Source organism: Leptospira sarikeiensis (genome assembly GCF_004769615.1).
In the GTDB taxonomy this organism is placed as follows: Bacteria; Spirochaetota; Leptospiria; order Leptospirales; family Leptospiraceae; genus Leptospira_B; species Leptospira_B sarikeiensis.
In genome coordinates this window covers 249,990-262,155 of sequence record NZ_RQGF01000012.1, presented here as the reverse complement: position 1 = coordinate 262,155, position 12,166 = coordinate 249,990, and the positions used below count along the sequence as shown (strand labels likewise).

The following is a 12,166-nucleotide window of genomic DNA, read 5'->3' as shown; positions in this document are numbered from 1 at the left end:
CGTACGTTTTTACAAAATTACTTTTGAGGTATATTCCCAAGGATTTCAATTTTTTCATTTATGATTATCTTATTTATGACTGACGGGCTATATTTAATACCATTTTCGTAGTATTGCTTAGCTACTGATTTTTCGCCTTTAATACTATATATGTCGCCAAGATAAAAATAGGAATTCGAATCGCGTTGATTTAGCTCTATCGACTTTTTGAAATTGATTTCCGCTTCGTCATATTTTTTGAGTAAATAAAGGCAATATCCTTTAAGCAAATATCCTACCCAAAGTTCTTTATTCTTTTTGACAACCGACTCTAAATGAGGAAGCAGAAGCTCATAATCATTAGATTTTAAACTAAGAGCAAAGGTTTTAGAAGTCAGTCTTTCAGTAGGCAAGCCTTTAGCTGCGAAGATCGTGTCAATTTCTTCGAAATTAATGCCTTCAATATATTTTCCACTCTTATCATCCGTTATACGTATTAGGAGTTGTCTAAAATTCTCCCTGATCTCCCCCTTCGACTCTCTCATTTCCTTTTCTAATTGTATTATAGCATTTTTCTCTCGGCTCGAGTCCTTTATACTGTATATAAGAGCATCATATATATGTAATTTATCTAATGTATTTACATTTTTCTTCAGATTCTGAATTAAGCACAAAACGGAATCATCGGAACGCAACAATCCTAATGCTCGAACAATCGGAAGATAATTTTCTTTAAACTTCTCATTATTCAATAGATTGCATAAGTATGCTGAGTCAGTTGACCTTCCAAAATATCCTAAGAATAAAATCGCCTCATTCTTATTCAATAGAGTAAGCGGATATTTGCCGTCTCCTTCAATTATATTTTTCAGTTTGTTGATATCTCTAATATCTGTCCCGTGATCTTGAGATGATATGTTTGAAACAGATAATAACAGGACCGAAACTATCAATAAGAGCAATGATTTGTATTTCATATTATATACCGGTGTTTGTTTGTTGATTGATTGCGGAGTAAGAGTCATTATGCAATCAAGCCACCACAACTATTTTCCGCTCAAGAAATGAAAAATTTATGAATTGTATTCCATTGTTTTCGTACAATAGAATCCGTACTTAGATGGCCGCCTTTTTTGAAAAGTTTTAAGGAAATCTTTGTTCTTTGAGAGAATTCTTGTACGATCTTATAGGGGATGTACGGGTCATCCTCCGCATGGAAGATCCGTATTTTGGAAGGATCCATTTTTTCAGAATAAAAACTAGGATTAAAAAATTTACCAGAATACAGTTTCTTCCAATTCTTTTCAGGAAGTCTATATGCGTTCCCGAATGTATCCTTGATATAATCGACGTAATTCGGATTTGCAGTTTCCGTTTTTTCTTCTTCCGGTAATAGAGCCCAATCGACGACAGGGCAATTTGCGATTACTTTTTTAACTCTTGGATCTAAAGAAGAAAGTAATGCGACTGCTCCGCCGAAACTTCCTCCGATCACAAAAAATTCTTTTGCGGAGATCTTGAACTTTTTATAAAAACTATTTTCGACGATCTCTTTTGTTTCGGATAATTCTTGGACGATATCCAATATATCCAAATGAGGAGATTTTTGTAGGAAGATACCATCGCTTTCCCAGGCACCTCTGTATCTGGGATAAAATACCCAATACTCTTTGGAGGAAAGAAATTCTGCGAGTTTTTGTTTTTTCGGAACGGAAGGCATTCCATCACAAAGAATGATGACCTTATTTCCGGACTTTTTGGTTTCCGGAGGAAGAAACTCGCAAACGATCTCCTTTTTGAATCTAATCCTATACATTTTTGTAATGTACTTTCAGTTCGGCCCTTTCCAACTTTCTGCAAGTTCAATCCTTTCTAAGGTTGTAGGATGAGAATGTTCGAAGATGATCTCTAATTTATGAGGATTTAATCTGGACTTATTGTCTTTTGCTAATTTAATCTCGGTGTTTATGAATGATTTTTTATCATTCGTTAAAATTAGAGCCTCTTGATCGGCCTGGGTTTCTAAAATCCTAGATAGTCCTGCGGAAAAAGGTTCAATGACAGTTCCGATCAAAGATAAGATCAAAAACAAGAACGGCAATGTAGAAGGTGAATAAAATTCTTTGAGAGGTACAAGTTCCTCTGCTTTTACTTTTTGAAATACATATCCTAATAAGAAACAAAACAGAAAAGTTTGGATCGTGCCTAATACGATCTCGAATGTTTGGTGGTTATGCACCCAATGCCCGATCTCGTGCCCGAGTACACTGATCACTTCCTCTTCCGTATGATTTTTGATTAGAGTGTCATATAGGAAAATTTTCTTACTTTCTCCCCATCCGGTGAAGTATGCATTCGTATGCCCGGAGTATTGGCTTTCCTTGATCACATATATATTTTCGATCCGTATATTTGCCTTTTCGCTTAATGCAACGATCTTGTTCTTTAAACTTCCTTCTTCGATAGGGCCGAAATCATAAAAGATAGGAGTGATGATGATCGGAAAAAGTACTGAAGTCAAAAGCCCGAATCCTAAAGACAGAATCGGAAGTATATATTTCCAAGCTCTAGGAAGATTTTTTAATACAAAAGCTACGACCAGCATGATGATCGTTCCGAAGAATAATCCTATTCCGAATGATTTGGATTTAAAGATGACCCAATCTAGGAATGTCATATTCGAGAACTGGAATTCATGCTCGATCACAAATCCGAAATAGTAGCTGAAAGGTAGAGAAATGAAAAATTCGATCAGATAAAACGAAATGAAGTATAAGAATACGACTAAATAAAAATTTCCACCCACCTTTTTCTGAAAGAACTCTTCCAGTCTGGAAGAAAGTGGAGTAAATACAAATGCTCCGGCCAATGTAAAATCCAATAAGGAAGCGATGATCGAAACGAAAAATCCTCTCCGACTATAATCTATCCCCGCTTGGATATCGGCTTCCGTAAAGTATTTTAGAATTTTTTCATGTAGTTCGGAAGAAAGATCTCCTTGATAGGAGAAGTATTTTAATAAGAGAGTGAATAGGATCTGGAAAGAGAATAAAACAATTAGGATATTTCTTAGTTTCATATATTAGGTTTTGACCTTTCTGGAATGGGACTTGGAAAAGTTTTTCCAGGTCAAGGTTTAATTACCGGACCAGGATCCGCCAGGGATGCGCAGAACGCCAGTCCCAAAGCGACGCTTTGGGATGAGCGGTAGCGAATTCGGAGCAGCCCGGTCTTCGCGAAGCGAAGAGGCGGCCAATACTTTATACTTTGTCGTATAATTCCGAAATTTGTTTTACTGAGTCTTGGAAGATCGTTTGTAACTCTTGAGGTTGAACTGTTTCCAAGGCCTCAGGCCATCTCCAAAGAAATGGGAGAAGGCCTTCCAGATTTGTGGATTGGAAGCTGAGTTTGTTTTTATCATCCGTATATTTGATGCCTGTTAGGAATAATTTGGCCTTTACCAATCCTTCTTCTTTGCATGTCCATTCTACGTTTTTGGGTTCATGGACCGGGAATAATCCTGCATGTATAACACGATCCTCTTCGGTTTCTTTTTTGGCGCCCCTAGACTGATAAAGCAAATCTCCTTGTAGGAGTTCCACGGATAATATTTTGGGAAGTACGAATCTTTTTTTGGTCTTCTCTTCCCTGTCATATGCGAGTAGATAATGATCCTGGCCGCCTTTTCGGATGAGTCGGATCGGATCCGCTTCCTTCATGTAGGAATCTTCCGGGAATGTTTTGTAATATTTGATCCGGATCGGTGTTTGGTTTTTGAGTGCTTCCAAGATTTGGAATGCGGCCTCTCCGAATTCTTCCTGAGCATCTTCGGAAGATTCATTTAGTTCGGGAAAATATTCCAGATCTCCTGCAAATATTTTACGAGCCGCAGTGTACAATTCGTATTTAGGAGAATCTGAATATCCTTTTAATAATAAGGCGGAGATCTCTCTTAGTTCTTCTTCCGTGAATTGTAATGTTTTTGCGAGAGGATCTTTTGTGAGTACGTATACGAAATCTTTTCCGTTCTTTTGGGGATAATATTTGATATGGAATCCGAGTGCGCCGAGTTCTTCTATATCTCTAGAAAGTTTTCTTCGATCCGAGTCCTTGTTCTCGTTATCATAAAATCCTTCCATGATCTTTCGAAGAGAGCTTAATGTGAGTCCTTCCGGAAATCTAAAAAAATTGAATAATAAGGTGAGAAGTCTGTACTCCGTAGGATTCATTTCCCTGGGTTCGATCTCTTGATCTAAATCTTTGTCTAGTTCTTTTTCGTTCATGTCCGGTTTCCAAACCCTGATTTTGTTAATTTACTTACGCAAGGAAAAATCTCTCCTTGATCTTTGATTCTTTCGAAAGTTCCAAAAAACAACTTGCTAGCTAAAATCATATCTTGATAATTCGAACTCGTTTGAATGTAGGAACAAATTTCCTTAAGTTCTAATTGTAACAAGTCATCCGGACATTTTAGAGAGGTGCGTATGGGTAAAATTTTAGGTTTTATTTTTCCGAATTTAGTAGGTTTAGCCCTGATCCTTTTAGGTTGGTGGACTACGATCATCAATGTAGCTACCCTTCGTTTTGCAGGTGAATCTTATTTTAACAAATGGACCTATACCGGTCTGACTTTAATCATTATTGGGGCTTATTTGCCTGAGATCTGGATCGGAATTCGTAGGAAGATTTTCGGAGACTGAAAGACCGCTTTTTTTTCTTGTACGAAAACGTCTAGACATTTCCACTGGTGTTCTGATGATCTGCATTTAGGGCCTTTTAGGACCTAGCTTTTTTAGATTTAGAAAAAGATCTTTACGAGCTAGGTACATAGGTTACAATGCGACATAATAAAATTATTAGAGCCTGAGAAGGGAAGATGAGCGCGGAAACCGAAGTTTTAGAAAAACCAAGCCGGAAAAAAACCGATATCGAATTCCATAAACCTACCCTCTCTCGTGAGGATCTAAAAACGGTTTTGGAAGCACTGGTTGAAGATCATCTTTCTTCCGGATCCGTAACCAATAAATTCGAGAAAGCTTTTTCCTCTACTTTCCGGATCAAACAAGTAATCTCTGCAAACAGCTTAACTGCAGCATACCATTTGTCTTTATTGGCGCTAGAGATCCAACCAGGGGATAAGATCGCGATCTCCACTTTTGCTCCTCTTGCAGCTCTAGATGCAATTTTCTTAATACAAGCACAACCTGTGATTGTGGATATGGGAAAACATTCCTTCCATATCTGCCCTGAAAGATTAGCTTCCGTTTTGGAAGATGAGTCCATTAAGGCTGTCGTCGTTGATCATACATTCGGTTCTCTTGCGGATTTTTCCAAATACGATTTTAAGAATAAGCCTGTAATCGAAGACTTCTCCGAAGCGGTTGGAGCAAGAACGGAAACTTTTACTCCGGGAAAACAGGGAAAAATTTCCATCTGCGGTCTTTCTATCGAATATCTGATCACAACCGGGAACGGAGCATTAATTTGCACCGATGACGATTCTTTAGCAAAGAAGATCCGTGCGAGAAAAGACGGAAAAGAGCCTAGAAAAGAAGGTCAACCAAGACTAGATTACGATATGATCGATTACCAAGCGGCTCTTGGGATCGAACAATTATCTAACCTTGGCGTAATCTTAGAGAGAAAAAGAAAGATCGCTCAAGTGTATCTGCAATCCATCCAAGGCTCTCAAGTGGGTTCTCATTTTAACGATCCGAATTCCGAAACTTTCAATCGGTTCGTGATCTTAGCTCCTGGAAATTATGAGCAAGTGGAAAGATACTTCCGTTCTTTACAGATCGGTACTCGTAGAACTGTTGCTGAACCAATCCATCATATTTTAGAACTTGCGAATTCCGATTTTCCGAACGGGGAAAGATTGTATCAAAGGGGCCATTGTATCCCGATCTATCCGAACTTGACTAAGGATAATATTCAGAGAATTTCCCAAGCGATCCGCAGAATTTACTAAATCTACGCGCGAAGTTTGATCGTAAGATAAAGATAATTTCGCACAGAGCTCACTTAAGAACACAGAGATATTTTGTAGGAGTTCCTACAGGAGAAATTTTGCTTTTCGACGGCTGATATTCTGGAAGCAACACCCGACAAGGATGCGGAGGGCGAAGTCCCGAAGCGAAGCTTTGGGATGAGCGGTAGCGAACCCGTAGCAGCCTGGCCAGCGAAAGCTGGGGCGGCCATCCCCAAAAAAACAACCGACTTTCGTCTAGGCGATTTAGAATCGTTCGAACAAACTTGCATGACGTACGTTTGTAAAATTTTGTCTCCTTAGTTTTAGGGATTTTTCTCGCCAGAGTTTGTAGGAAGACTTAGTACGTTCTCAAAACCTTTCCGTCCAAATTTCCATAAATGGTTTCGCGAATTTGTTTTCTAAATTCCTGGAATCGATCCCAATGGCCTTCTGTAGAGCTATCCTACTATTCATTTTCTAAGAATAGAGATACTCCGGAGGCAACTTGAATATCGCGCTCCTCTCCATTAAACGTCCCATTTTTATCACTAGTATCGTGATCCTGATGTTGATCACCGGGGTTTTCTCCTTAAGCAAGATGGGAGTGGATCTATTTCCGGATGTAAATATCCCGGTAGTGACCGTAACTACGATCTATCCGGGAGCTGGTCCGGAAGAGATCGAGGAATTGATCTCAAAACCTTTAGAAGAAGAACTTTCTTCCATTGCCGGTTTAAAAAAGATCACTTCTCGTAACCAGGAAGGTGTCTCCGTAGTTTTAGGAGAATTCACTCTTTCTACTGATATCAAATACGCAGAACAACAGTTTAGAGATAAGACTGCATCTGTTCGTCCTAAACTTCCCGACGGTATTAAAGAACCTAAAGTAGTTCGTTTCGACCCTGCGGATCAACCGATCATTCGTCTGGCGGTGTTTGCAGATCTAGATCAGGCAAAAATGTACGATCTAGCGAAAGAAACTGTTAAGGCAAAGTTGGAACAGATCGCAGGTGTGGGTTCCGTAAAACTCGTGGGTGGAACCAGAAGAGAGATCCAAATCGAATTAGATAGAAATAAATTAGTTTCTTATCAAATGCCGATGGTCGTGATCGCAAACAGGTTAAAGACCGCAGGTTTGAACGTTCCGGTTGGAAAATTCGATTCTGGCGCTAAAGAAACTTCCTATAGAACATTAGGAAGATATGAAACTCTTTCTCAAATTGAAAACACGATCGTGTCCTTCGGCGGTGATGTAGGAAATTCAGTACTCATCAAACAACTTGGGACCGTTAGAGACGGAACCGAAGACGAAGAAACTTTAGGATATCTTTGGGCTTCTAAAAGTGACGAAGTGGAAGAAGAGGATGTAGGATTTCTAACACATCCATTCACTTGGGTTGGACAACTTCCGAAACGAGTCAAAAGACTTTTCGGCGGAAAGAAAACCGAAACAATCGAAAAAGAACTGAAGCCCGCATTATTCATCGACGTTTACAAACAATCAGGAGCGAACACCGTATCCGTTGCGGACGAAGTTTTAAAAAGGATCGATAAGTTAAACGCGGATATCCAACCTTTAGAAGGTAAACCTAAGATCCGACTCATCCGAGACGGTTCCAGATGGATCCGATATAACGTTGAAGACGTGACCGAAGCTATTGTTCTCGGGATCTTACTCGCGGTAATCACTGTTTATTTCTTCTTAGGAAATTTAAGATCTACGATCATCACGGGTCTCGCTCTACCGAACTCCTTACTCGGAGCATTCATCATCATGTGGGTGATGGGATTTACCATCAACGTTATGACCTTGTTGGCCTTATCACTTGCGGTAGGTCTCTTGGTCGACGACGCGATCGTAGTCCGGGAAAATATCTTCCGTAAACTGGAAGAAGGCGCAACCGTCATGGAAGCCGCGGAAAAAGGAACTATGGAAGTGGCTCTTGCGGTGATCGGAACTTCCTTAACTGTGATTGCGGTATTCTTCCCTGTCGGATTTTTATCCGGTATCGTAGGACAATTCTTCAAACAGTTCGGATTGACTGTGGTATTCGCCATGATCATTTCCTTGTTTGACGGTCTTTTTGTGGCACCAATGTTATCCGCATATTTTGCAGGTAAACTAAGCCACGATAAAAGAAATGCTGCAGTAGAAGCATTTGATCGTTTCCAAAACTGGTTGGAAAAAATTTACACCATTACAATGCGTTATGCATTGGCACATCCAGGAAAGATCATCCTACTCACTTTCTTGATCTTCATTCTTTCCTTCGTGAGTTGTGCATTCGTTAAGAAAACATTCTTACCTGCGAACGACCAGGGAGAGTTTATGGTGACCTTGGATCTTCCTCCAGGCACGAGCTTGCAAGGAACGAAAGAAGTTGCGGACAAAGTTTTAACAGAACTCCAAAAATTCCCTGAAATGGATAAGATCGCCATTACAATCGGTAAACCGGATGGCGGAGAGCCGAACACTGCGATCCTTGCAATCGCACTTGTTTCTTCCAAAAAAAGATCCAGGGATACTACCAGTGTTAAGGAAGATATCCGTACAATGCTCAAGGCTTACGATTATGCAAGGCCTGCGGTTTCGGATTATTCGGCAGTTGGTGGTGGGGTCCAGTACCCGTTCCAGTTAGTCCTCAAAGGGAATAACCTGGAAGAAGTGGAAGCATATTCTAAAAAGATAATAGAACGTCTGAAAGGTATCAAGGATCTCGCGGATATAGACTCCGACTTTAGGAGTGGAAAGCCTGAATACCAAATCGTATTGGATAATTCCAGAATGCAATTGGTAGGTGTTCTTCCCGGAGTTGCAGGTTCTGAATTAAGATATCAGATCGCTGGAGATCAGGTAAGTAAATTCTACGATAAAGGGATCGAATACGAAGTTCGTATGAGACTTAGACCGGACCAAAGGAACTTGCGTGCTGCGTATTCCCAAACAAAAGTCCCGAATATCGCAAATAAACTGATCCCTCTCGCTGCGATCAGTACTGGTAAAGAAAACTTAGGTCCTTCTCGTATTAACCGTATCGATAGAGCAAGAGCAGTCGTTGTAAATGCAAACCTTGCTCCGGGTGGTGCGATCGGTACTGCAATGGAAGAAGCGACTAAAATTTTGACCAAAGAAATTCCTCCTCCACCGGGAGTTCGTTTTAATTTCCAAGGTCAGTCGGAAGATCTTAAAGAATTATTCCTGAACATCATCGTGGCATTCGGTCTTGCGTTGATATTCATCTACTTGGTTCTTTCTTCTCTTTATGAATCGTTTATCACTCCGATCACGATCTTATTCGCGATCCCTCCTGCGATTTCCGGAGCATTCTTCGCTCTGTTCTTAACTGGAGAGATGTTGAATATCTTCTCTATGATCGGGCTTATTCTTCTCATGGGTCTCGTGGCTAAAAACTCGATCCTACTCGTTGACTATGCGATGGAAGCAGTTCGAGAAAGAGGGATCACAAGAGATGAAGCGATTTTCGAAGCGGGTCTCGTAAGATTACGTCCGATCTTGATGACTTCTATCGCGATGATCATGGGAACTGTTCCGATCGCTTTAGGTCTTGGAGAGGCTGCGAAATCAAGAACCGCGATGGGGATTGCGATCATCGGTGGTTTGATCCTTTCCACCTTGGTCACTCTGATCGTGGTTCCTTCCATCTTCGGCGGGATCGATAAGTTCAGAGAATGGATCGAAGGTAAGTTCCGTCCGGATATGACAGCAACCATTCATTCGGAAGGTGGTGGAGCGGCAATTAGTCATAACGCTTCCCTGGATGATTGGGCGAAGGAAGTAGAATCTAAACCGAAAAAGTCGGGTTCTAAAAAGAAGAAGTAGTTTTAAGGAAGGGCCCGTAAGGGCCCTTTTTGTTGGAGGAGAGATGTTTTAGTAAATGATTATACTATCTGACTTAGTTCCTTTATAAGGTTTATCTTCAAAGGTACAATTAATTTCGGCATTTTCAAAATTTGAGCATTTAAGATTGATTATAGAATCGATCATGTCTTTTTCTAAGGGAACAAAAGAAGAATTAAGGCGTTCTTTCTTGATGGCGCCTTTACAATTTTCAAGTTTTTTCTCTCCGTTTTCGGCAAGTGTTCTATATTGGCAAAGAAAGTACTTATATCCATCAAAATCATATTTTCCATTATCTTTATGGAATAATCCAGTTCTAGCAAAAGTAATACGGCCTTCTCCGTAGACAACGACTAACATTCGAGGGTAGGAGCGACCCGCAGAATATTTTCCATAATCAGGATATAGTTCGTAACTATACGGCTCTTTATAATTAGCCTTCACTAATTCTCTAGCAAAGGTAAACCCTTTTGTTTTATAAATTTCCGGATCCGGAAATCTATCAACGATCTCTCCCGAAGGTAACTTATCTCTTTTCGTTAACAAAGGAAACCCTGGATAAATCTTACCAATTTCAGAAATTGTGTTATTGTGATCCAACTTATAGAGTATAGATTTTTCAGTTGAATATTTTACTTCTGTCCCCGAGCCACAAAACGTAAAGAAAAGAAATAGGCCAATAGCTATTATATGATTTGATTTCATATTTAATTCACAATGTATTTATTTGATTTTGATATCTCAATGAGTTTCCCAAATCTATGCACTTGAGTATTGAGAAGAACAAAATCATTCGAAGTTTCGACAATAACTACAGACCAATCAAAAGGAACTGTTTTTATTTCAAGGATACCATCAAAAGAGGTATAAATTTTCTGACCATATAGCCCAACTAATGAAACTTCGTTTGCCCTACCCCCCTTTGCAAATATAAACATTGTATAAATGCCTGCCATAGTAGTAAGAATTAGAAATACTCTGCAAAAGTTAACTCCGGCAATATGGTATTGAGTCCTAAAAGTAACGAGTAAAATCAAAATTTGCGATGCTGTAAATCCTATACACAAAATAGTAATATAAATCGGGCTCCGGAACCAAACGTTATAATATTCATTACCGCTATTCTTCCTTTGAAACGATAGGAATCCGAGCTCGGTATGAACAAAAATCATTCTACTTTTTATTTCCTACCCTTAAAACTTAGTTCCCAACAAAGTTAAGATCGCCGATAAAGACCTGATTCTCAGAGGTGCTCATGTCTCGTACTATTCGTTTCTCTATTATTGGAATATCCTTAACGGCAAACTTCCTATTTGGATGTGCTCAATTACAAAAAGTTGATTTAAAGAAGGTAAAAGAAAAGATCGAGGATCTGGACAAACCTTCCTTTATTCTTGAAAAAGTCTCTATCGCCGAAATTAACCTCTCGGAAATAAAACTACGAGTAGACTCCAAGGTCAAAAACCCCTATCCGATCGCTTTACCAGCAACAAATCTGGAAATGAATATCCTCATCGAAGGTCAACAATTCACCAAGGCAAAAACCAAAATACCTACCGTTGGTGGGAACTCCAACAAACCAGTTCCTGTGGATTTAACTTTTGCCTACGAAGATCTAGCTGCATTATATAAAAAAGTCCCGGGCAAAATTGATCTTCTGGTAAAAGTCCAAGGAGTAGTCTCACTTCCTATCCCTGAAAAATACAGAAATATAGCAGGTGCGGCCTCACTCGATTTTCCATTCGAAGAAGAAAGAAAGATCCCTGCAGTGCTTCCGGATATAGAGATCAGGAATTTTAAGATCATCAAACCGGATCCTAGCACGATCTTAAGTTCTGCCGGCACGGAAGATTTAGCAAAAAAAGCTACTTCGTTTTTGGATACTCTTCTCGGGCCTCAGAAAAAATCTCCAGGTTCCGCAGTTGCTGCAGGATTATCCGCTCTAGATCTAAAAATAGATACTGAATTTCAGATCGTATTAAAAAACAGAGCCACATCTAGATTACAATTTTCTGATTTTGAATTCGAATTGAATTTGGAAAAAGAAAAATTCCTAACCGGGCAACCAATAAGGATCGAAAACCAAGGACAAGAATCGATCCTAAGCGTTCGCACTTCTTTCCCACTCGGAACAGTAACACAAGGGATCGCAAATGCGGTTTCCAAAAAATCCGCAGCATTCAAACTCACTGGCAAAGCATCCACCGAAGCCCCCGAGATAGGCACCGGCCCCGTTTTATTTAAATTTGATAAATCGGGATCTTTTAGCTGGAATTAAAAAAGTTTAGGGCGCATGCTCGCCGAAAACGGCGAGCACCCGGCTCTACGCTCCAATCCGCTTCGCGGGATTTCCGCTA

At 39.8% G+C, this 12,166-nt stretch carries 10 protein-coding genes; 4 read left to right on the top strand and 6 right to left on the bottom strand.

Annotated elements, in window-relative coordinates:
* Positions 1–17: 17 nt before the first annotated feature.
* The 4 genes from EHQ64_RS05610 to EHQ64_RS05595 form a co-directional block, all read right to left on the bottom strand.
* The gene (locus EHQ64_RS05610; protein WP_167882363.1) at positions 18–956 is read right to left on the bottom strand and encodes a tetratricopeptide repeat protein; all 939 of its coding nucleotides are present in this window, start codon (positions 954–956) and stop codon (positions 18–20) included.
* An 80-nt stretch (positions 957–1,036) separates the two neighbouring features.
* Positions 1,037–1,795, bottom strand: a complete 759-nt coding sequence (locus EHQ64_RS05605; protein ID WP_135648516.1) for an alpha/beta hydrolase family protein — start codon at positions 1,793–1,795, stop codon at positions 1,037–1,039.
* A 15-nt stretch (positions 1,796–1,810) separates the two neighbouring features.
* Positions 1,811–3,058 (bottom strand): M48 family metallopeptidase, encoded by a 1,248-nt coding sequence (locus EHQ64_RS05600; RefSeq protein WP_135648515.1) that lies wholly within the window; start codon positions 3,056–3,058, stop codon positions 1,811–1,813.
* 181 nt (positions 3,059–3,239) lie between these two features.
* Positions 3,240–4,262 (bottom strand): helix-turn-helix transcriptional regulator, encoded by a 1,023-nt coding sequence (locus EHQ64_RS05595; RefSeq protein ID WP_135648514.1) that lies wholly within the window; start codon positions 4,260–4,262, stop codon positions 3,240–3,242.
* A 201-nt stretch (positions 4,263–4,463) separates the two neighbouring features.
* On the opposite strand from EHQ64_RS05595, the gene EHQ64_RS05590 reads away from it, so the two are divergent.
* From EHQ64_RS05590 to EHQ64_RS05580, 3 genes are all read left to right on the top strand, one after another.
* A complete protein-coding gene (locus EHQ64_RS05590) occupies positions 4,464–4,679 on the top strand; it encodes a hypothetical protein (protein WP_135648513.1) in 216 nt (71 codons plus the stop codon).
* A gap of 176 nt (positions 4,680–4,855) precedes the next feature.
* Positions 4,856–5,950, top strand: coding sequence for a DegT/DnrJ/EryC1/StrS family aminotransferase (locus EHQ64_RS05585; RefSeq protein WP_135648512.1), 1,095 nt, complete (start codon positions 4,856–4,858; stop codon positions 5,948–5,950).
* 505 nt (positions 5,951–6,455) lie between these two features.
* Positions 6,456–9,791, top strand: coding sequence for an efflux RND transporter permease subunit (locus EHQ64_RS05580; protein ID WP_135648511.1), 3,336 nt, complete (start codon positions 6,456–6,458; stop codon positions 9,789–9,791).
* Positions 9,792–9,839: 48 nt separating this feature from the next.
* Here the strand turns inward: EHQ64_RS05580 and EHQ64_RS05575 are convergent, their stop codons facing one another.
* Entirely contained in the window at positions 9,840–10,514 is a 675-nt protein-coding gene (locus EHQ64_RS05575) for a hypothetical protein (protein ID WP_135648510.1), read from the bottom strand.
* Positions 10,515–10,516: 2 nt separating this feature from the next.
* Positions 10,517–10,981: a hypothetical protein gene (locus EHQ64_RS05570; protein WP_135648509.1), complete on the bottom strand. Its 465-nt coding sequence runs from the start codon at positions 10,979–10,981 to the stop codon at positions 10,517–10,519.
* A gap of 83 nt (positions 10,982–11,064) precedes the next feature.
* On the opposite strand from EHQ64_RS05570, the gene EHQ64_RS05565 reads away from it, so the two are divergent.
* The gene (locus EHQ64_RS05565; protein ID WP_135648508.1) at positions 11,065–12,087 is read left to right on the top strand and encodes an LEA type 2 family protein; all 1,023 of its coding nucleotides are present in this window, start codon (positions 11,065–11,067) and stop codon (positions 12,085–12,087) included.
* Positions 12,088–12,166: the final 79 nt, after the last annotated feature.

What these genes read in the sequence shown, in the direction of transcription:
- EHQ64_RS05610 (WP_167882363.1), bottom strand. Translation starts at nt 956, where the DNA reads ATGAAATACAAATCATTGCTCTTATTGATAGTTTCGGTCCTGTTATTA.
- EHQ64_RS05605 (WP_135648516.1), bottom strand. Translation starts at nt 1,795, where the DNA reads ATGTATAGGATTAGATTCAAAAAGGAGATCGTTTGCGAGTTTCTTCCT.
- EHQ64_RS05600 (WP_135648515.1), bottom strand. Translation starts at nt 3,058, where the DNA reads ATGAAACTAAGAAATATCCTAATTGTTTTATTCTCTTTCCAGATCCTA.
- EHQ64_RS05595 (WP_135648514.1), bottom strand. Translation starts at nt 4,262, where the DNA reads ATGAACGAAAAAGAACTAGACAAAGATTTAGATCAAGAGATCGAACCC.
- EHQ64_RS05590 (WP_135648513.1), top strand. Translation starts at nt 4,464, where the DNA reads ATGGGTAAAATTTTAGGTTTTATTTTTCCGAATTTAGTAGGTTTAGCC.
- EHQ64_RS05585 (WP_135648512.1), top strand. Translation starts at nt 4,856, where the DNA reads ATGAGCGCGGAAACCGAAGTTTTAGAAAAACCAAGCCGGAAAAAAACC.
- EHQ64_RS05575 (WP_135648510.1), bottom strand. Translation starts at nt 10,514, where the DNA reads ATGAAATCAAATCATATAATAGCTATTGGCCTATTTCTTTTCTTTACG.
- EHQ64_RS05570 (WP_135648509.1), bottom strand. Translation starts at nt 10,981, where the DNA reads ATGATTTTTGTTCATACCGAGCTCGGATTCCTATCGTTTCAAAGGAAG.
- EHQ64_RS05565 (WP_135648508.1), top strand. Translation starts at nt 11,065, where the DNA reads ATGTCTCGTACTATTCGTTTCTCTATTATTGGAATATCCTTAACGGCA.